The organism is Arthrobacter sp. YAF16 (assembly GCF_052113385.1).
In the GTDB taxonomy this organism is placed as follows: Bacteria; Actinomycetota; Actinomycetes; order Actinomycetales; family Micrococcaceae; genus Arthrobacter.
The window spans coordinates 78,871-98,094 of the sequence record NZ_JBFRDC010000003.1 but is presented as its reverse complement, the minus strand read 5'-3'; the positions used below and the strand labels follow the sequence as shown (position 1 = coordinate 98,094).

General features: G+C 68.7%; 18 protein-coding genes and 1 riboswitch. Of the genes, 7 read left to right on the top strand and 11 right to left on the bottom strand.

Annotation, left to right across the window (positions count from 1 at the left end):
* Positions 1-47: 47 nt before the first annotated feature.
* Positions 48-866: a M23 family metallopeptidase gene (locus tag AB4Y91_RS09660; RefSeq protein ID WP_441418264.1), complete on the bottom strand. Its 819-nt coding sequence runs from the start codon at positions 864-866 to the stop codon at positions 48-50.
* Between the two features lie 4 nt (positions 867-870).
* Positions 871-1,090, bottom strand: a riboswitch (cyclic di-AMP (ydaO/yuaA leader).
* Positions 1,091-1,232: 142 nt separating this feature from the next.
* Entirely contained in the window at positions 1,233-1,925 is a 693-nt protein-coding gene (locus AB4Y91_RS09655; RefSeq protein WP_175322028.1) for a metal-dependent transcriptional regulator, read from the bottom strand.
* 315 nt (positions 1,926-2,240) lie between these two features.
* Here AB4Y91_RS09655 and serC point away from each other — a divergent pair, with 315 nt between their 5' ends.
* Positions 2,241-3,371 carry a phosphoserine transaminase gene (gene serC / locus AB4Y91_RS09650; protein ID WP_441418263.1) on the top strand — a complete coding sequence of 377 codons (1,131 nt, stop codon included), beginning with the start codon at positions 2,241-2,243 and terminating at the stop codon, positions 3,369-3,371.
* Positions 3,372-3,398: 27 nt separating this feature from the next.
* On the opposite strand, the gene AB4Y91_RS09645 is transcribed toward serC, so the two are convergent.
* From AB4Y91_RS09645 to AB4Y91_RS09635, 3 genes are read right to left on the bottom strand one after another with little or no spacing between them, the layout of a single operon-like run.
* Complete coding sequence (locus AB4Y91_RS09645) at positions 3,399-4,748, bottom strand: MFS transporter (protein ID WP_441418262.1); 1,350 nt, start codon at positions 4,746-4,748, stop codon at positions 3,399-3,401.
* A gap of 42 nt (positions 4,749-4,790) precedes the next feature.
* Entirely contained in the window at positions 4,791-5,354 is a 564-nt protein-coding gene (locus AB4Y91_RS09640) for a DUF3027 domain-containing protein (protein ID WP_441418261.1), read from the bottom strand.
* 9 nt (positions 5,355-5,363) lie between these two features.
* Positions 5,364-5,747: a cold shock domain-containing protein gene (locus tag AB4Y91_RS09635; protein WP_175322024.1), complete on the bottom strand. Its 384-nt coding sequence runs from the start codon at positions 5,745-5,747 to the stop codon at positions 5,364-5,366.
* A gap of 177 nt (positions 5,748-5,924) precedes the next feature.
* Between AB4Y91_RS09635 and AB4Y91_RS09630 the strand changes: the two genes are divergently transcribed.
* From AB4Y91_RS09630 to AB4Y91_RS09605, 6 genes are all read left to right on the top strand, one after another.
* Complete coding sequence (locus AB4Y91_RS09630) at positions 5,925-6,158, top strand: hypothetical protein (protein WP_441418260.1); 234 nt, start codon at positions 5,925-5,927, stop codon at positions 6,156-6,158.
* Between the two features lie 10 nt (positions 6,159-6,168).
* The gene (locus AB4Y91_RS09625; RefSeq protein ID WP_441418259.1) at positions 6,169-8,673 is read left to right on the top strand and encodes a helicase-associated domain-containing protein; all 2,505 of its coding nucleotides are present in this window, start codon (positions 6,169-6,171) and stop codon (positions 8,671-8,673) included.
* On the top strand, positions 8,670-10,316 hold the full coding sequence (locus tag AB4Y91_RS09620; protein WP_175322021.1) for a DNA repair helicase XPB: 1,647 nt from the start codon (positions 8,670-8,672) through the stop codon (positions 10,314-10,316). Before AB4Y91_RS09625 ends, AB4Y91_RS09620 begins: the two co-directional genes overlap by 4 nt.
* A 67-nt stretch (positions 10,317-10,383) precedes the next feature.
* Positions 10,384-11,094 carry a response regulator transcription factor gene (locus AB4Y91_RS09615; RefSeq protein ID WP_175322020.1) on the top strand — a complete coding sequence of 237 codons (711 nt, stop codon included), beginning with the start codon at positions 10,384-10,386 and terminating at the stop codon, positions 11,092-11,094.
* A 2-nt stretch (positions 11,095-11,096) separates the two neighbouring features.
* Positions 11,097-12,659, top strand: coding sequence for a sensor histidine kinase (locus tag AB4Y91_RS09610; RefSeq protein WP_441418258.1), 1,563 nt, complete (start codon positions 11,097-11,099; stop codon positions 12,657-12,659).
* 129 nt (positions 12,660-12,788) lie between these two features.
* Entirely contained in the window at positions 12,789-13,076 is a 288-nt protein-coding gene (locus AB4Y91_RS09605) for a WXG100 family type VII secretion target (protein ID WP_441418257.1), read from the top strand.
* Positions 13,077-13,109: 33 nt separating this feature from the next.
* Here the strand turns inward: AB4Y91_RS09605 and AB4Y91_RS09600 are convergent, their stop codons facing one another.
* The 6 genes from AB4Y91_RS09600 to AB4Y91_RS09575 all read right to left on the bottom strand — a co-directional run bounded on the left by AB4Y91_RS09600 (position 13,110) and on the right by AB4Y91_RS09575 (position 19,096).
* Positions 13,110-14,150 (bottom strand): RNase H family protein, encoded by a 1,041-nt coding sequence (locus AB4Y91_RS09600; RefSeq protein WP_441418256.1) that lies wholly within the window; start codon positions 14,148-14,150, stop codon positions 13,110-13,112.
* Between the two features lie 258 nt (positions 14,151-14,408).
* Positions 14,409-16,046 (bottom strand): chaperonin GroEL, encoded by a 1,638-nt coding sequence (gene groL / locus AB4Y91_RS09595; RefSeq protein WP_175322016.1) that lies wholly within the window; start codon positions 16,044-16,046, stop codon positions 14,409-14,411.
* A gap of 297 nt (positions 16,047-16,343) precedes the next feature.
* Positions 16,344-17,570 carry an ABC transporter substrate-binding protein gene (locus AB4Y91_RS09590; protein WP_441418395.1) on the bottom strand — a complete coding sequence of 409 codons (1,227 nt, stop codon included), beginning with the start codon at positions 17,568-17,570 and terminating at the stop codon, positions 16,344-16,346.
* Between the two features lie 86 nt (positions 17,571-17,656).
* On the bottom strand, positions 17,657-17,860 hold the full coding sequence (locus AB4Y91_RS09585) for a cold-shock protein (RefSeq protein ID WP_175322015.1): 204 nt from the start codon (positions 17,858-17,860) through the stop codon (positions 17,657-17,659).
* 173 nt (positions 17,861-18,033) lie between these two features.
* Positions 18,034-18,681 carry a LytR C-terminal domain-containing protein gene (locus AB4Y91_RS09580; protein ID WP_441418255.1) on the bottom strand — a complete coding sequence of 216 codons (648 nt, stop codon included), beginning with the start codon at positions 18,679-18,681 and terminating at the stop codon, positions 18,034-18,036.
* Positions 18,682-18,772: 91 nt separating this feature from the next.
* On the bottom strand, positions 18,773-19,096 hold the full coding sequence (locus tag AB4Y91_RS09575; RefSeq protein ID WP_441418254.1) for a DUF3263 domain-containing protein: 324 nt from the start codon (positions 19,094-19,096) through the stop codon (positions 18,773-18,775).
* Positions 19,097-19,224: the final 128 nt, after the last annotated feature.

Below are 19,224 nucleotides of genomic sequence, written 5' to 3'. Positions count from 1 at the left end.
TTCAGATCACGGCGTGTCACAGAAATGCGAGTGGTCCCTCGGCTTGGCTAAAGCCAGCCGAGCGGGTCAACAACTTCCCCGTTGACCATCACCTCGAAGTGGAGGTGGCAGCCGGTGGAGGCGCCGGTGGTCCCGCTCATCGCCACCACATCGCCACGTGAGACCTGCTGGCCCACGTGGACGTCGGAGGACGACAAGTGGTTGTACGTGGTCTCCAGGCCGTTGCCATGGTCGATCACGACCCGGTTGCCGCCCCCGTAGGGGTGCCAGCCGGAAAAGGTTACGGTGCCGCTCGCGGCGGCATGTACAGGAGTGCCGCACTGGGCCGCGTAGTCCTGGCCCCGGTGGAATTCCCCGACGGCTCCCGTGATGGGACTGACCCGGTAGCCGAACGGCGAGGCCGTGACCATGGAATCCAGCGGCGCCCCGAGGCTGCCCGCGGAGGCTGCCCGGGTGATGCTGCCGACGGACTGCGCGCTCAGCAACTGCTTGAGCTTGCTGTCCGGGTCACCCTTGGTGGTGACGGCCGTGCGGTTGAAGTTGATCTCGGCGGCCGGGGCCTTGACCTCGGGCTGGGCCGCCGCGGAAACCGAACCGGACCTGGCCGCATCGGTGGCCATCACGGGGCCGGTGGCCGGAACTGTAACGGTGAGGACCAAACCCGTGGCGGCCAGGGCAATGCCTGCCTTCTGCCCCACGCCGCTGACAGCGGCGAAGTCTGTTACCTGACGGAACGCGCTGCGCCGGCCGCGGCGCGCTTCGCGGTGCGCGTCACGCGGGCGCTCGTCGAGGACGACGGCGGCCGGGCGTGGCTCCGGAGCGGGACCGGTCGCACGACGGCGGCCCCTGACGGTCTGGGTGGTCAAGAACGGTTCCTCTCTGGATAGCCTGCGAAGTTAGCTGTCGGATTCGGGTCAGAGAGATCAAAGACCCGGTCCGCCGGTGCAAGCATCCAGACGCAGGGGCATCCACGGAGGTCCCAGTTTGAATTGCTTGCCGCTAGCGGACTTCACCCCAAGGCTGTTGAATCAACAGCCGGTTGTGGTTCCCCCGCCTCTGCCAGAAGGTGAATCGCCGGCTGATCCGCTGGCAGAGCTCGGCTCCGGATCAGATAACGCTTTAGTATCAGTGCTAGTCATCAACTATAGGGGATTAAGGCAGGCGGTAATAATTCCGTTATCTCGCCTGTGCACAACTTACCTGCTGTCCGGCGGAAGGATTTTGACGCCGGGTTACCCGAGCGTAACGAACACATGGGCGGCGACCTCGGGAGGCAGCTCGAGGGCGCCTTCAATGTCGGGGACCCGGACCGAGATGTACTCCCCCACCCGCTCCAGCGACACCCTGGCGCCCGGACGGATTCCGCCCTCGTCCAGCTGGACCAGCAGCTCCGGCTCGACCTGGATCGGCTCGGCCAGCCGGCTCACGGTGATCCGCGAGTCGGCGCCGTAGCCGGCCATGGCGTCAAGCAGGTTGACCACGGCGCCGCGGTCCGGCGTCGGAAGCCCGCCCAGTTCGGCGAGTCCGGGAATCGGGTTCCCGTAGGGGGACACGGTCGGGTGGTCCAGCATTTCGAAAATGCGGCGCTCGACCCGTTCGCTCATCACGTGCTCCCAGCGGCACGCTTCCTCATGGACGTAGGCCCAGTCGAGCCCGATCACGTCGGCAAGCAGCCGTTCGGCCAGGCGGTGCTTGCGCATGACCTCGATGGCGCGCTTCCGGCCCGTTTCGGTCAGTTCAAGGTGCCGGTCGCCGGAGACAACCACGAGGCCGTCGCGCTCCATGCGGCCGACGGTCTGGGAAACGGTGGGGCCGGAGTGACGGAGCCGCTCGGCGATGCGGGCGCGGAGGGCGATGATGTTCTCTTCTTCAAGTTCCAGGATGGTCCGGAGATACATCTCGGTGGTATCGATCAGATCCGTCATTCAGCTCAGCTCCTCGAGCGCCGTCCTTGCGTCATTCCCACCGTACAGCGTGCGGGTTGCGCCCTGGCGAGATCCGCCGTACGTCACCGCACAGCCTAGCCTATTTTGAATTAGTCCGGATAATCTGTGGGCTGCCGCGCGGACCTGTGGACTACGCCCCGCCCGGCGCCGGGCCGCCGTCTCAATGACCGGACTATGACGGGCTTTATTCCCACCCGCGTGGGGCCGTCGGGCAGAATAAATAGCGGGTCCCGGTCACGCCCGGCAGAGCCCGTCCAAGCCACGCCACACACCCAGCCGAAAATTGGAGCCCCTGTGAGCGACACCAGCATCACCATCCCCGCGAACCTCCTGCCCAAGGACGGCCGGTTTGGCGCCGGCCCGTCGAAGGTCCGGCCGGAGCAGATGGAGGCCCTGTCTGCGGCGGCGGCGACGCTGCTGGGGACCTCGCACCGCCAGGCCCCGGTCAAGAACCTCGTGGGATCGGTCCGGAGCGGACTGAGCGACTTCTTCCGCGCCCCGGAGGGCTACGAGGTCATCCTCGGCGTCGGCGGGTCCACGGCGTTCTGGGACATTGCCAGCTTCGGCCTCGTGGAAAACAAGGCGCAGCACCTGTCTTTCGGCGAATTCGGCTCGAAGTTCGCCGCGGCCACCAACAAGGCACCGTTCCTGGCCGAGTCCTCGATCATCAAATCCGAGCCCGGCACCCGACCCGAGGCGCGGGCCGAGGCCGGCGTCGATGCCTACGCGTGGCCGCAGAATGAGACCTCCACCGGTGTCGCCGCGCCGGTCAAGCGCGTGGCCGGCGCCGATGCAGGCTCCCTCGTGCTGGTGGATGCCACCTCCGCGGCCGGCGGCCTGGACGTGGACGTCGCCGAGGCCGACGTCTACTACTTTGCCCCGCAGAAGAACTTCGCCTCCGACGGCGGCCTCTGGCTTGGACTGTTCTCCCCGGCGGCTTTGGAGCGCGCGGCCCGGATCAAGGCCGGCGGCCGCTGGATCCCGGACTTCCTGGACCTCCAGACCGCGATCGACAACTCGCGGCTGAACCAGACCTACAACACTCCGGCGCTGGCCACCCTCGTGACCCTGGACGCGCAGGTGCAGTGGCTCAACGCCAACGGCGGCCTCGACTTCGCCGCCGCCCGCACCGCCGACTCGGCCGGACGCATCTACCGCTGGGCCGAGGCCTCCGCCTCCGCCACGCCGTTCGTAGCCAGGGCCGAGGACCGGTCCAACGTGATTGCGACCATCGACTTCGACGACTCGATCGACGCCTCCGCCATCGCCAAGGTCCTGCGCGCCAACGGGATCGTGGATACCGAGCCGTACCGCAAGCTGGGACGGAACCAGCTGCGCATCGCCACCTTCGTGGCGATCGAACCCGACGACGTCTCCGCACTGCTCGAGTGCATCGACTTCGTCGTCGGCGAGCTCAAGAAGTAGCCACCGCGGCGTCCCTTCCGGGACGCGTCAGCGGTCGACGGCGTCGTCCGGGTCTTCCTCCCGGGCGGCGCCGCCGGTCGCCGAGCCGCCGGTCGCCGAGCCGCCGGTCACAGAGCTGCCGGGGACGACCCGGAAATACCGCAGGCCCCGCGCACGCCGGTTGAAGGCGATCCGCAGCTGCTTGGCCCGGACAATCCAGAGTATGCCGATCAGTGCCGCGATCAGCCCGGAGGCCGCCGCCACCCCCATGGACCAGCGCGCGCCGGCGACGTTCGCCACCCAGCCGACCAGCGGTGCGCCGATCGGGGTGCCGCCCATGAAGATCGCCATATACAAGGCCATCACGCGGCCGCGCATCACCGGGTCCGTGGTGGTCTGGACGTAACCGTTGGCGCTGGTCATCATGGTGATCGCGAAGAGGCCGACCGGCACCAGCGCGACGCCGAACCAGAAGTAGTCCGGCGCCAGCGCGGCGAGGCCGGAGGTCAGGCCGAAGGCGCCGGCCGCGCCGAAGATCACGCGCATGCGCGGCCGGCCCCGCCCGGCCGAGAGCAGCGCTCCGGCGACTGAACCGATCGCCATGATCGAGTTCATCAGGCCGAAGGCGCCGGCATCGAGGCCGAATTCGGTGCCGACCATGGCAGCGATAAAGAGGACGAAGTTCAGCCCCAGGGTTCCCACGATGAACACCGCCACCAGCACCATCACAATGTCCGGCCGGAAACGCACGTAGCGCAGGCCCTCGCGGATCCGGCCCTTCCCGGCCGGCGCCCGGGGCAGCTGGCGCAGCGAGGCGGCGGGGATTTTGGCCAGGCTCAGGAGCAGCGCCAGGAACGTGACGGTGTTGACCAGGAAGACCCAGCCGGGCCCGATGGCCACGGTGAGCAGGCCGGCGACGGCCGGGCCGATCATCCGGGCCACGTTGAACGAGGCGCTGTTGAGGGCAACGGCGTTGGGCAGGTAGTCGTCGCGCACCAGTTCGGAGACAAAGGTCTGGCGCACCGGGGCGTCCAGGGCGGAGACCACGCCCAGCAGCAGGGCGAATATGTAGACGTGCCAGAGCTGCGCGGCCCCGGACAGCACCAGGGCACCGAGCGCTGCGCTCAACACGGCCATGGAGGACTGTGTCAGGACCAGCAGCTGCTTGCGGTTGAAGCGGTCGGCGACCAGCCCGGCGACGGGGGCGAGGAAGAGCTGTGGTCCCAGCTGCAGGGCCATCGTGATGCCCATGGCGCCGGCGTCCTGGGCACTCAGATGGTCAAAGACCAGCCAGTCCTGCGCGGTGCGCTGCATCCAGGTCCCGATATTGGAGATCAGGGCGCCGATGAACCAGATCCGGTAGTTCAGGATGTGCAGCGATTTGAAGGTGGACCTCATGTCCCGACCTTCCGCTGCACGCTCCCGAACGGCCCCAAACCGTTAGTCGACCTCGACGGCGGACTCGTCCTGGACCGCTCCAGCGTCGGTTCCTGCTTCGGCAGGCTCTGCCTGCGCCTCCGCGGCACCGTCGTCGGCGGTCTCATCCGACGCAGCCGCGGCGGCGGGAGCTTCGGCGGCCTCGTCCTGCTGCGCATCTTCCGGGCGCACGCGTTCGGCCCACGGAACCCACTCCGGGGCCAGGATGGAATCCTCGGAGGGCAGCAGGCCCAGCTCATCCACCGTCACGGTCTTGGAGCGCGAATTGCGGGTCAGCACCGCGTACCACTGCCAACCGCCGTAGCCGGGCAGCTTGGACTCGAAGAGGTGCGTGACCAGGCGGTCGCCTTCGCTCTTCGCGCCCAGGTGCCGGCCGATCTGCTCTGCCGGCGCGATGCCTTCCACGGCGGCACGGGCCACATCGACGGACGCGGCCAGGAAGGCGTCGGGCTTGCCGACGCGCCACACGGGCACGCCGTAGCGCGGCTTGGATCCTGCTTTGGCGCCGGCGGCCTTGGCGGCCGCACCGGCCGCCGCGGCGGCGTTCTGTTCAGGTTCCGTTGTCATCGCAGAGCCTTACGCGTCCAGCTCGTCGGCGACCTTACGAAGCGCGACGGCGATCGCCTTGGCCTTGTTGCCTTCCGGGTACTTGCCCGCGGACAGCGTTCCCGAGAGGTTGTCCAGCACGCTGACGAGATCCTGCACCAGCGGTGCGAGGTCCTTGGCGCTGGGTCGCTTGGCCTTGGCGATCGACGGGGTCTTGTCCAGCACCCGCAGGCCCAGGGCCTGGGCTCCCTTGCGGCCGTCGGCGACGCCGAATTCCACCCGGGTTCCGGCTTTGAGCTCGGTTACGCCCTCGGGCAGCGCCGACTTGGGCAGGAAGACCTCCTGGCCGTCTTCGCCTGCGAGGAATCCGAAGCCCTTTTCCTTGTCATACCACTTGACCTTGCCGGTAGGCACGTAATCAACCTTCTTCGTTCTGCGGGGACGCGGCCGGCGGTCACCGCATCCGCATGGATATGCGGGTTCAGGGTGTGACTGCCCGGACCGTGTTGGTCTGTTCCTCCAAGGTTATCCTGCCTTGGCCACTTTGACGGCTTGAGGCGCGGGCGAAGCCGGGCTGTTAGCGTTGCCTCCATGACACCACAGCGCTTCCGGCGGCCCCTCTTGATTCTTGCGGCCACCGTTGCCGCGCTCTCGCTGGCCGCCGTCGGAGCCGTCATGGTCATGGCCTTCAACAACACGGTGGCGCCGGCCTGGGTCACGTCGACCGCGCTCTACGGGCTGCCCGTGGCGTTCCTGCTCATGCTCGCCCTGGTGGTCGACGCCGTCGCTGCCCGGCGCCGGACACCCGGGCACGGCGGAAGGTAGCGTTGGACTGATGTCCCTCATCCGCGCGCTCAGCAAGGAACTGCAGTCCCGCAGCGACGACTCGTTGCGGGCCCTGTTCTCCGCGCGGCCGGACCTGATTTCCCCGCCGGTGCCGGATTTCTCCGCCCTCGCCGCCCGGGCCAGCGGCCGGGTCAGTGTGCAACGGGCGCTGGAACGGCTGAACCGTCCGCAAATGCAGGTGCTCGAAACCCTGCACCTGTGCACCAACACGGACACCGGACACAGCGCGTCCGCCGCGACGCTCAAGCGCCTGATCAACGGCTCTTCCGTCGCCGCGCTGGACCGGCTGCTGCACTCCCTGCAGGAACTGGCGCTTGTGCACCGGGCCGACCCCCCGCACGGCGCCAGCCAGGCCACGGCCCGGCAGCGCCATTACCTCCCGGTCGGCAGCCTCAAGGACGTCATCGGCATCTACCCGGCGGGACTGGGACGCAGCTACACGGAGCTCGTCCGGCTCCAGCCCGCCTTCGCGCAGCGTGTGGTGCAGCTGGTCGGCGAGCTCCACCACACCGGCGCCGACATCGCCCCCGCCAGCACCCCGATGGAGGCGGCGCTGTCGCTGCAGCACTGGACCGCGTCGCCGGAGGCCCTGCAAGCGATCCTGGCCACCGCACCTGAGCGCACGACCGCGCTCCTCGCCCGCTTCGGAAACTGGGCCATGGGCGCGGTGCCCCAGGCGCAGCGCCGCGCGTCCGTGCTGAACGAGGGCTCCGACGTCGGGCCCGTCGACTGGCTGCTGGCCCGCGGGCTGCTGGTGCCGCTGGACGCCGCCCACGTGGAGCTCCCGCACAGCGTGGGCGTCTCGCTCCGGGGGGGCTTCGTCATTGAGCACTTCGCGCTCAGCCCGCCGGTGCCGAGACTGGGACAGACCAGCGCTTCGCTGCGCCGCAATGCCGCGCTCGGCGCCATCGCCGAAACCCTGCGGCTGACCGGCGAACTGCTGTACGCCGTGCGCGAGCAGCCGCTCGCCACGTTGCGCAGCGGCGGTGTGGGCATCCGGGAAATGAAGCGCCTCGCCGACGCCCTCCGAATCGGGCTGCATGAGGCCGGCGTCCTCGCCGAGCTGTGCGCCCTCTCCGGGCTGCTCCGCCTGGACGTGGACAGCTCCGCCTGGATCCAGGCGCCGCAGCTGGAATGGCTGACGCTGCCCCGGCAGGAGCAGTGGCTGTGGCTGGTCAACGCCTGGCTTGCCAGCGAACGGGTCCCGTCGCTGGTCGGACAGCCGGTCAGCGGCGTCGCCACCGCGCAGGCGCACCGCGGCACCGCCGGCAGCGCCATCAATGCCCTCTCCGCGGAGGCGCAGCGGCCGGACGCCCCCGTGGTCCGGAAACGGATCCTGGAAATCCTCAACGAACTCACCCAGGAGGCGGCCGCGGCCGACGGGGAGGCGCCGGTGCTGGACGCCGCCGCCGTGTTGGAACGGGCCGACTGGTCGCAGCCGCGGATGGCGCGGCGCTTCAGTTCGCTCATCCAGGGCGTCCTCGCCGAAGCCGAAATGCTGGGCCTGGTCGGCTCGGGCGCCCTCAGCCAGATCGGGGCGGCGATCGCCGTCGAACAGCCCGACGAAGCCCTGGCCATCCTCGGCGAGCACCTGCCGGCTGCGCTGAACCACGTGCTGCTCCAGGCGGACCTGACCGCCGTCGCCCCCGGCTACCTGGACCCGGAACTGAGCGAGAAACTCCTGACCATGGCCGACGCGGAGGGCCAGGGGCCTGCCACCATCTACCGCTTTTCCGTGGCGTCCGTCCGGCGCGCCCTGGACGCCGGGCAGGACGCCGGGGCACTGATGGACTTCCTGCGCGAGCACTCGGCCACCGCCGTGCCCCAGCCGCTGCAGTACCTCATCGAGGACACCGCCGCGCGCCACGCCCGGCTCCGGGTGGGCCCGGCCGCCAGCTTCATCCAGAGCGAGGATGAAACAGCCCTGCTGGAGCTGCTCAACACCCCCGCGGCGTCCGGGCTGGGCCTGGTCCGGATCGCCCCGACCGTGCTGGTCTCGCACGCCGCACCCCGGGAAGCCGCCCAGCTGCTGCGCGGGCTGGGCCTGTCCCCCGCGGTGGAGGAAACCGGTTCGGCCACCGTCCGGCTGCGCCGCAGCACCGCGGCGCCAGGCAGCGTCCGGCCGGTCTACACCGCCCCGCGCACCGCTCCGGCGGACGCCGACGTCGACGCCCAGCTCGCGGTGCTGCGCGACGGCGGTTCGCCTTCCTCCTTCTCCGATGCCGCCGCCCCCGGAAGCCGCGGGGCCGGGGCGGGCGGCGGCGAGGCCGCGACGCAACTGGGCCTGGAGACCCTGCAGAAGGCCATCCGGCTCAAGCAGCGGGTGGTGATGAACATCGTGGACAGCCTGGGGAATGCCACCCGCGAAACCGTTGTTCCGGTAGCAGTGAATGGCGGGCGTGTGCGCGTGTTCGATCCGGCCAAGGAAACCGAACGTGTCCTGTCCATCCACCGGATCATTGATGTTGAAACCACAGAGGAATTGCTCCAGTGAATGACGGACCGCTGATCGTCCAGAGTGACAAGACCATCCTGCTGGAAGTGGACCACGAACAGGCCACCGAGGCGCGCCATGCAATCGCGGCCTTCGCCGAGCTGGAGCGCGCCCCCGAGCATGTCCACAGCTACCGCCTCACGCCGCTGGGACTTTGGAACGCCCGGGCCGCCGGGCTGGACGCCGAACAGGTCTTGGATACGCTGCTCAAGTACTCCCGGTTCCCGGTGCCGCACTCGCTGCTGATTGACATCGAAGAGACCATGTCCCGTTACGGCCGGCTGCGGCTGGAGAAGGATCCGCAGCACGGCCTCGTGATGCGCACCTCCGACTATCCGGTCCTCGAAGAAGTCAGCCGCGCCAAGAAGATCGCTCCGTTGTTGGGGCCGCGGATCGATGCCGAGACCGTGGTGGTGCACTCCTCCCAGCGCGGCCAGCTCAAGCAGCTGCTGCTGAAGATCGGCTGGCCTGCGGAGGACTTCGCCGGCTACGTGGACGGCACGCCGCACCCCATCATGCTCAACGAAACCGGCTGGAAGCTCCGCCCGTACCAGCAACTGGCCACGGAGAACTTCTGGGCCGGCGGCAGCGGCGTCGTCGTGCTTCCCTGCGGGGCCGGCAAGACCCTGGTGGGTGCCGCCGCGATGGCCACGAGTTCCACCACCACGCTGATCCTGGTGACCAACACGGTGTCCGCGCGGCAGTGGAAGGACGAGCTGCTCAAGCGGACCTCGCTCACCGAGGAGGAGATCGGCGAATACTCCGGTTCCGTCAAGGAAGTCCGCCCCGTCACGATCGCCACGTACCAAGTGCTCACCACCAAGCGCGGCGGGCTGTACCCGCACCTGGAACTGGTCGACGGCAACGACTGGGGCCTCATCATCTACGACGAGGTCCACCTGCTCCCGGCGCCGATCTTCCGGATGACCGCGGACCTGCAGGCGCGCCGCCGCCTCGGGTTGACCGCCACCCTGGTCCGCGAGGACGGCCGCGAGGGAGAGGTGTTCAGCCTGATCGGACCCAAGCGCTACGACGCCCCGTGGAAGGACATCGAGGCGCAGGGCTACATCGCCCCTGCGGACTGCGTTGAGGTCCGGGTCGACCTCCCCCGGGACGAACGGGTGGCCTATGCCATGGCCGAGGACGCCGACAAGTACCGGCTCTGCGCGACGTCCGAGACCAAGACCGGGATCGTGGAGCGGCTTGTGGCGGAACACGCCGGCGAGCAGCTGCTCGTGATCGGGCAGTACATCGACCAGCTGGACGAGATCGGCGAGCGCCTGCAGGCGCCGGTGATCAAGGGCGACACCTCGGTCAAGGAGCGCCAGCGGCTCTTCGACGCATTCCGCGCCGGGGAGGTCCAGACCCTTGTGGTGTCCAAGGTCGCCAACTTCTCCATCGACTTGCCGGAGGCCTCGGTGGCGATCCAGGTTTCCGGTTCCTTCGGCTCACGCCAGGAGGAGGCGCAGCGGCTGGGACGCCTGCTGCGTCCCAAGCAGGACGGCCGGGCCGCGCGGTTCTACTCGCTCGTGGCCAGGGACACCCTGGACCAGGACTTTGCCGCGAAACGCCAGCGCTTCCTGGCCGAGCAGGGCTACGCCTACCGGATCATGGACGCCAAGGACGTCGGCGCAGGCAACTAGCAGACGCCCATTCAACACACATCCGCCTTTCAGAAAACTCACAGAGTCTGGGAGCATCATGGGAACCATGAAAAAGAACGGTCCCGAAGCCAAGCTGCTCGTCGTCGATGATGAACCCAACATCCGCGAGCTGCTTTCTACCTCGCTGCGCTTCGCCGGGTTCGAAGTCGTCTCCGCAGGTACCGGCCGCGATGCCCTCGCCGCCGCGGAGCTCCACTCCCCGGACCTCGCCGTCCTCGACGTGATGCTGCCGGACATGGACGGGTTCACCGTCACCCGCCGGCTGCGCGCCGCGGGCAAGCATTTCCCGGTGCTGTTCCTGACCGCCAAGGACGACACCGAGGACAAGGTCACCGGCCTTACCGTCGGCGGCGACGACTACGTCACCAAACCGTTCAGCCTCGACGAGGTGGTGGCCCGCATCCGCGCCGTGCTGCGCCGCACCCAGCCGCTGCAGGACGACGACGCCGTCATCCGGGTCGACGATCTTGAGCTCGACGACGACGCCCATGAGGTGCGCCGCGGCGGCACAGTGATCGAGTTGTCCCCCACCGAGTTCAAGCTGCTGCGCTACCTCATGCTCAACCCGAACCGGGTGCTCTCCAAGGCCCAGATCCTGGACCACGTCTGGGAGTACGACTTCAACGGCGACGCCTCGATCGTGGAGTCCTACATCTCCTACCTCCGGCGCAAGGTGGACATCGACCCCGCGGCGCCGGCCCTGATCCAGACGAAGCGGGGCGTCGGCTACGTGCTCCGGACGGCTGAGAAGCGCTGACCTTGCTGCACCGATGGAAGGCGGCATCGCTGCGGTCGCAGCTGGTCGCCATCATGATGGCCCTGATGCTCGTGGCCCTCACCGCCACGGGCGCGGGCACGCTTGCCCTGCTGCACAGCTATCTGCAGGGCCAGGTCGATGACAAGCTCAAGGCCGCCGTGGGATCGGCCCGGCAGCAGCAATCCTTCAGCCAGCTGCAGGACCAGAACCCGAACGTCCCCACCGACTATTCGCTGATGCTTTTCAGCCCGGGCCAGTCCGCCTACGTGTTCGGCGGCAGCAAGGGCTCACGGCCGGCCATCAGCAGCATCGCGCCGCAGGAGGCCCACGACCGCGGCGAGGTTCCGTTCCAGGTCCGCGGCACCGACGGGCGGAACTGGCGGGTGGTGGCCGTCAACGTGCTGGACGGCAACCAGCGCGCCGCCGTCGTCGTGATCGGACTGCCGCTGTATCCGGTGGATTCGGTGATGGAGCACGCCGCGCTCGTGGTGGTCGGCGTCGGGCTGCTGACCCTGGTGCTGGCCTTCTTCATTGCCACCTGGACCGTCACCCGGTCCTTCCGGCCGCTGGCGCGGGTGGAAAAGACCGCGGCCGCCATCGCCGCGGGCGACCTCTCGCGGCGCGTGGAAGTCGAGAACCCCGACACCGAGGTCGGCCGGCTCAGCCGGTCCCTCAACGCCATGCTGGCGCATATCGAGTCGGCCTTTGCCGCCAGGATGGCCTCCGAGGAGAGGATGCGCCGCTTCGCCGCCGACGCGTCCCACGAACTGCGCACCCCGCTGGTCACAATCCGCGGCTTCTCGGAGCTGTACCGGCACGGCGCCCTGGCCACGCCGGAGGACGTCGCCACCGCGATGGGCCGGATCGAGAGCGAGGCCAAGCGGATGGGTGCGATGGTGGAAGACCTGCTGCTGCTGGCCCGGATCGACGAACAGCGCCCGCTGCAGCAGAAGCCGGTGGACCTGCTGCTGCTGGCCCATGACGCCGTGGTTGACACCCAGGCCAGCGACCGCAGCCGGGTGATCTCGCTCCGGGGCCTCGACGGCGGCGCGGGGGCGTCGGCCCCGGTGATGGGCGACGAGGCGAAGCTGCGCCAGGTGGTCGGCAACCTCGTGGGCAACGCCCTGCGCTACACCCCGGATGGCACCCCGATCGAGCTCGCCGTGGGGGTGCGGTCCGACGCCGACGGGACGCGCCGCTCCGTGATCGAAGTCCGTGACCACGGGCCGGGTGTCTCGGAGGACGAAGCGGCCCGGATCTTTGAACGCTTTTACCGTGCGGACACTTCCCGGACCAGGGAGACCGGCGGCAGCGGCCTCGGACTGGCAATCGTGGCGGCCATCGTCGGCTCGCACTCGGGCTCGGTCCGTGTCCAGCCGACCGAGGGCGGCGGCGCCACCCTGGTGGTCAGCCTCCCGTTCCTGGCCGAAGCGGAGCCGCCGGAGGCCGAGACAGCAGAAGCGGAGCTGAAAGGCGCTGAGCCGGACGCTGAGTCCGGCGCTGAGTCCGGCGCTAATGCGGGCGTGGAGCCTGGCCAGGGGTCGGGCGGCGCGGCGCGCGGGTAACCCTTTCCGTGCGGCGGGTTTTCCACATAGGGGGCTTCTCCGCTGGGGCAGGCCGCAGCGCCTTCCTAGGCTGACAGTGTCCGGAAAATCCGGACATCCTCATCCCCGGCACCCGTGAAAGGCCCTCCCGTGAGCATCATTTCCGTCGATACCGAACTGCTCCAGCTCAAGTCCGCCAACGTCCAGGCCACGGTGGAAAGAATCAGCGCCGACGTGCAGGCCATGAGGCACGGGCTGGACGAACTGCAGGCGAGCTGGCGCGGGTCGGCCGCCACCAATTTCCAGGCCCTGCTCGCAGAATGGACCCTGACCCAGGGCAAGGTCGAGGCCTCCCTGGCTTCGATCAATCTCGCGCTCAAATCCGCCGCGGCCAGCTACGCCCAGGCCGAGCTGAGCAACGCCCAGCGGTTCAGCTAGCGGCGGAGGCCCGCCCGCGGCCCTGTGTGCCCCCTAGGCCTCGGGAGTGCCCTGGTGGAAGCGGAGCCGCCATTGCGCGCCGTCCAGGACCCACAGGGAGCTGCGCAACGCCGTCCCCGTGCGGGTGTGGCTGCGGTAGGTGAGCAGCACGGCGGCCTCACTGAGGCGGTCCGCGGCCAGAAGCTCCAGCTCGGCGGGCACACCGGGATCATCCTCGAGGGCCATCATCGTCTCGTCGCGGGTCCAGAGCCGTCCGGAACTGCCGATCTCGGTAAAGTCCGGGTGCAGCAGCACTCCTGTGCGCCCCAGATCCGAGCGCGTCTCGGGGAGCAGCAGCTCTCGCTCCAGCGCCTCGACGATTGCCTCCGGGCTCTGCTCCGGGCCGGCCGCCGCAACGCGGGATTCCTCCTCCAGTTCGCTGAAGAGATCCGGCTCAGCGAAAAGGCTGGATTCGCCGAACAGCGTCGGCTCAGCGATCAGTTCCCGCGTTCCGGCGTGAGCGGACGATGCCTGCCGGGACTGCGCCGGGGCTGAGGCCGGGGCCGGCGCGGCCGAAGCCTGCTGCGCGGCGGGGGCAGTCTGCACGCCGGCGGCGGCAACGTCTCCGGCTCGGACGAAGCCGGGGCCCTGCCGGGCCGCGACGCCCTGCTGGTAGGCGGTGGCGGCGGCCCTGGCGCGGTCATCCGCCGCCTCGTTGAGGTCGTGGCCGGCGTGTCCGCGGACCCATTCGAAGGTGTACTTGCGTCCGGTGAGCGCCTGATCGATCTCCTTGAGCAGCTCAACGTTGAGCACCGGCTTGCCGTCGGACTTCCGCCAGCCTTTACGCTTCCAGCCGGGCATCCACTTGGTCACCGAGTTGATGACGTACTGGCTGTCGCACAGAATGTGCAGGTCCTCGCCCGGAAGGTGCGCCGTGGCCCGGAAGAGGTCCAGGACGGCCATCAGCTCCCCCTGGTTGTTGGTCCCGTGCGGCCACCCGCCGGCACGCCAGCAGTCGTCGTTCACGTACCAGGCCCATCCGGCCGGGCCGGGATTTCCTAAAGCCGAACCGTCGGCCGCTGCTGTAATCGTCACTGCACCATCCTGCCAGACCTCCGCCGCCCGACGCTCCCGCACCACCGGCACTGGCACCGGCGCCGACACCGGGTAAGAGCACCCCACCAACCGAGAGAACGTCCGGCCGACCACCCCACCACTTGAGGGAAGGTGCCCCGGGGCGGGAGGGTTAAACGCCGACGGCGGCCCCACCAGTGGTGGGACCGCCGTCGTCGAACGTGCCGTCGCTGACGGAGAACCGTCAGTTCAGGCGTTCAGGGCTTGGAAGCCGGGTGGTTAGAAACCGCCCATGCCGCCCATGCCGCCCATGTCGTCGCCGCCGCCCATGGCCGGGGAGTTCTTCTCCGGCTTGTCGGCCACAACGGCCTCGGTGGTGAGGAACAGGCCGGCGATGGAAGCCGCGTTCTGCAGGGCCGAGCGGGTGACCTTGACCGGGTCGTTGATGCCGGCAGCGAGCAGGTCGACGTACTCGCCGGTTGCTGCGTTCAGGCCGTGGCCCGCGGGCAGGCCGCGGACCTTGTCCACCACAACGCCGGGCTCGAGGCCGGCGTTGAAGGCGATCTGCTTCAGCGGGGCGTCGATGGCTACGCGCACGATGTTCGCGCCGGTTGCCTCGTCACCTTCGAGCTGCAGGTTGGCGAACGCCTTGGCGCCGGCCTGGATCAGGGCCACGCCACCGCCGGCGACGATGCCCTCTTCGACAGCAGCCTTGGCGTTGCGGACAGCGTCCTCGATGCGGTGCTTGCGTTCCTTGAGCTCAACCTCGGTTGCGGCACCGGCCTTGATGACTGCAACGCCGCCGGCCAGCTTGGCCAGGCGTTCCTGCAGCTTCTCGCGGTCGTAGTCGGAATCGGAGTTCTCGATCTCGGCGCGGATCTGGGACACACGGCCGGCGATCTGGTCGGCGTCGCCGGCACCTTCGACGATGGTGGTCTCGTCCTTGGTGACAACAACCTTGCGTGCCTTGCCCAGCAGTTCGAGGCCGGCGGTCTCAAGCTTGAGGCCGACTTCCTCGGAGATGACCTGGCCGCCGGTGAGGATGGCGATGTCGGCCAGCTGTGCCTTGCGGCGGTCACCGAAGCCCGGAGCCTTGACGGCGACGGACTTGAAGGTGCCGCGGATCTTGTTCACGATCAGGGTGGCCAGGGCCTCGCCCTCGATGTCCTCGGCGATGATCAGCAGCGGCTTGTTGGACTGCATGACCTTTTCGAGGACTGCAACCAGTTCCTTGACGTTGGAGATCTTGGAGTTGACGATCAGGATGTACGGATCCTCGAGGACCGTTTCCTGACGCTCGGCGTCGGTGACGAAGTAGGCCGAGATGTAGCCCTTGTCGAAACGCATGCCCTCGGTGAGCTCCAGCTCGAGGCCGAAGGTGTTCGACTCCTCGACGGTGATGACGCCTTCCTTGCCGACCTTGTCCAGGGCTTCGGCAATCAGGGCGCCAATTTCGTTGTCACCTGCGGAGATGGACGCGGTGGCGGCGATCTCTTCCTTGGTTTCGATTTCCTTGGCAGAAGCCAGGAGCTCGCGGGTGACCGCTTCAACAGCCTTCTCGATGCCGCGCTTGAGGGACAGCGGGTCAGCGCCGGCCGCGACGTTGCGCAGGCCTTCCTTGACGAGGGCCTGGGCCAGCACGGTTGCCGTGGTGGTACCGTCACCGGCGACGTCGTCAGTCTTCTTGGCAACTTCCTTGACCAGCTCGGCGCCGATCTTCTCGTAAGGGTCGTCCAGCTCGATCTCCTTGGCGATGGAAACACCATCGTTGGTGATCGTGGGGGCGCCCCACTTCTTTTCGAGGACGACGTTGCGTCCACGCGGGCCGAGGGTGACCTTGACGGCGTCGGCGAGGATGTTCAGGCCCCGCTCAAGACCGCGGCGTGCCTCTTCATCAAATGCAATGATCTTGGCCATAACGGCAGTAGTCCTTTCGGGACAGTCGTTAAGAATGAACCTTGCGCTGCGGTGCCCGCGACGGACGATTCCAACCCGGCAGCCTCTGTACGCCGCCGGGCCGGGGATCTCACCCCAGCCAGGTATTTCTCTCGCTCCCGGCCCGTCCGCCGCCTCCACGCGACCGGGCGAACCGGGGCGTCGAGTTAGCAGTCAATACGCGGGAGTGCTAACTCCATAATTAGCACTCCCCCGGGGAGAGTGCAAGCAGTGGTGAGGTCAGGGTGCGCCCCGCCGGGCGCTCTTCGCTAGGAGCGATCAGGAGCCGGCGCTGCGGGCGGTTTCGCTGCCGGTCATCTCGGCGTTGTTGTCCGGGCCATAGCTGTAGACCATGTAGGCGGCGGCGGTGACGTCGCCGTTGCTGTCGAAGTTGATCGGGCCGGAGGCGCCGTCGTAGTCGGGGCGCTTGCCGGCGCGGAGCGCGGCCACGCATTCCTGGTAGGACTTGCAGGCCGCGGCTTCCCCGGACGGGGCCCCGGTGCCGGCAGCCGTTCCGCCGGACACTGCGACCAGCTTCGAGGCGATGGAGGTCCCCGCGTCGTCCTCCGCCGCGGCGGCGGCGAGGGCGGCGAGGTTGACGGCGTCGTACGTCTCGGCGGCAAACGCCATGTCCTTCAGGCCCGGGTCGACGGCCACGAGTTCCGCCTGGAAGTGCGCGGAGGGGAACGTGCCCGGCAGGACCCCGCGGGCGCCGTCCAGCGCCTTGGAGCCAAGGCCGTCGCCGTACTGGTTTACGGCCCCGTCGCTGAGGATGAGCTTCTTTCCGGACAGTCCCGCGTTGTTGAGCTCGGCAATGGCGCCCTGGGCACCGTCCCGGGCCACCAGCACGACGGCGTCCGGCGAGGCAGCCTTGGCCGCCGCGGCCGCCTGTTGCGCCTGACCGGCCTTGAATTCAGCGTCGACGGAGGTGCCCAGGCCCGCGGCCTTCGCGGCCGCCGAGACGGCCACGGAGACGTCCTTGCCGTAGTCGCCTTCCTCGTGCACCACGGCAAGGGTCTTGGCGCCGCCGTCCTGGGCGAGCTTGACCAGGACCGAGGCCTGCGCGATGTCGGCGGCCGCGGTCCGGAAGTAGTAGCCGCCGCTCTTGTACGAGCTGAGCCCCGGTGCGGTGTTGGCCGGTGAAATGAGGGCGACTTTGGCGCGGGAGAGGACGTCGATGGCGCCGGCGGCGCGGCTGGAGTCGGTGGGCCCGATCACGACGTCGGCCTTGGCCGCCACCAGGTCCTTGGCCTGGGCCGCGGTGTCCGTACCGATGGACTCCGGCAGCAGTTCCACGGGCTTGCCCTTGTGGCCGCCCGCCGCGTTGATTTCCTTGACCGCCAGCTTCGCCGCCGCCAGTTGGGGCGGATTGAGGAAGTCCTGCCGGCCGGTGTTGTCCAGGATCAGGCCGATCCGCAGCGTTCCGTCGCCGCTCGCCTCCGCGGCATCCACCCGGGCATTGCCGGTGGGACCGGCGCAGGCGGCCAGCGCCACGGCTGCGGCCACGCCGGCGGCCGCTGCACGGCTGAACCGCCGGAGCTTGCGCCGGCGGCCATCGCTCTTCGGGGCAGCTGCCGCAGCGGAGACTGCCACTAGGCGGGCCGGACGCTTTCGGCCTGCGGGCCCTTTTCGCCCTCGCCGACTTCCAGTTCCACCCGCTGGCCTTCAGCCAAAGCACGGTAGCCTTCGCCCGCGATCGCGGACCAGTGCACGAAGACGTCGGCCCCGGAGCTGTCGACGGTGATGAACCCGTAGCCCTTTTCGGCGTTGAACCACTTGACGGTCCCCAGTGCCATGTTCTCCACACTTTCAGCTAGCTTGCGAACGGCCCACCCCAATGTGCGCCGCGTTATGCGAAATGAAGTCCGCAGACACTCTACCCACAGCCTTCCACCGGTGCCCGGGCAGGGTCCCGGCCCGGCCGGGAATAGTTATTCAGGCGTAACCGAAGCCGGCGGCCAGCCTGGGGCTAATTGAAACCGGGGCCGAGGACGATGACCAGCGGCATCTGGAATTCCGCCGAATCCACCAGGGTGCCAATCCCGAGGAGGGAACCCAACTCTGCGGCGTTGGCCTTCTGCGCCGGGCCGTTGTAGAAGACGACCGAGGTCTGCTGGGGGGCGCCGCCCCAGTTGCCGAGCGGGCCCTGGACCCATCCGGCGGCGGAGATCCTGGAGCCGACGCGACCGGCCAAGCCCGGCGTCGTGGTGCCGTTGTAGATCGCCACGGGCTGGGTCTTGTCAAGCTTCTGGTCCCCGGACTGGTCCGCGGCGGCGCTCGGCGTTGCAGAAGCGGAGGGCTTGGAGCCCGCGGGGGCGAGGCTCCCGGTCGGCTGGCTGCTGGGGGACGGCTTCGAGCCGGCGGACGTTGTGGGTGCCTGCGACGCCGCGGCGTTGTTGCTGGCCTGGTCCGCGGTCATGGCCGAGCCACCGGCGGGACCAAAGCCCAGTTTGGGCAGCAGAAGGAAGGCGACGAGGCCGACTACCAGGGCCGCGGCGCCGGTGGCGAGGACGGGGCCCAGCCGGCGGGCACCGGGAGCGGCGACCGTCCGGTGGACACCCTGGCGCGTGGAGGCCTCCGGGACCCGATCAAATTCATCCCGTGCGTACTTGGTCATGGTAAAACGACGTCCTTGCTGATTTCTGGCTGATGGCCCGACGCCGGAATCCGCGCGAAATTCCGCGCTTCCGGCCGGACCTCACGTGCTCTTAAGCGTCCGAGCCCAAACGGCGTGCAGTGCGGGCACGTTGTCGTGACGTACGTAGTCTACGCAATCTCTTCACCAGCATGGGATCGTGGGCCAGCGCCGCCTCGGTGTCGATCAGGGCGTTGAGGATCTGGTAGTAGTGCGTGGCGGAGAGGTCAAAGAGTTCCCGGATGGCTTGTTCCTTGGCGCCGGCGTACTTCCACCACTGCCGCTCCAAGGCAAGCATCTGCTGCTCCCGGCTGCTCAACGGCGAGTCTTCGGAGACTGCCGCCAGCACGGCGTCGGCGTCATCCGCCGACAGGTACTCGGGTGCTGCTTCGGCCACTGCACACTCCCTGGCTCGTTCCGATAGGTCTCCCCCACATGTTACGGCCGAATAACAGGCTTGTCATTTAGCCGGCCCGGCCGGCTGCCCGGGCTCCTGCGAGAATGAAGCCGTGCCTGATTCATCTA

Bases quoted from the DNA above. Each gene is read 5' to 3' on its own strand.
- AB4Y91_RS09580 (WP_441418255.1), bottom strand. From the start codon at position 18,681: ATGACCAAGTACGCACGGGATGAATTTGATCGGGTCCCGGAGGCCTCC.
- AB4Y91_RS09615 (WP_175322020.1), top strand. From the start codon at position 10,384: ATGAAAAAGAACGGTCCCGAAGCCAAGCTGCTCGTCGTCGATGATGAA.
- AB4Y91_RS09630 (WP_441418260.1), top strand. From the start codon at position 5,925: ATGACACCACAGCGCTTCCGGCGGCCCCTCTTGATTCTTGCGGCCACC.
- AB4Y91_RS09585 (WP_175322015.1), bottom strand. From the start codon at position 17,860: ATGGCACTGGGGACCGTCAAGTGGTTCAACGCCGAAAAGGGCTACGGG.
- AB4Y91_RS09640 (WP_441418261.1), bottom strand. From the start codon at position 5,354: ATGACAACGGAACCTGAACAGAACGCCGCCGCGGCGGCCGGTGCGGCC.
- AB4Y91_RS09645 (WP_441418262.1), bottom strand. From the start codon at position 4,748: ATGAGGTCCACCTTCAAATCGCTGCACATCCTGAACTACCGGATCTGG.
- groL (WP_175322016.1), bottom strand. From the start codon at position 16,046: ATGGCCAAGATCATTGCATTTGATGAAGAGGCACGCCGCGGTCTTGAG.
- AB4Y91_RS09625 (WP_441418259.1), top strand. From the start codon at position 6,169: ATGTCCCTCATCCGCGCGCTCAGCAAGGAACTGCAGTCCCGCAGCGAC.
- AB4Y91_RS09655 (WP_175322028.1), bottom strand. From the start codon at position 1,925: ATGACGGATCTGATCGATACCACCGAGATGTATCTCCGGACCATCCTG.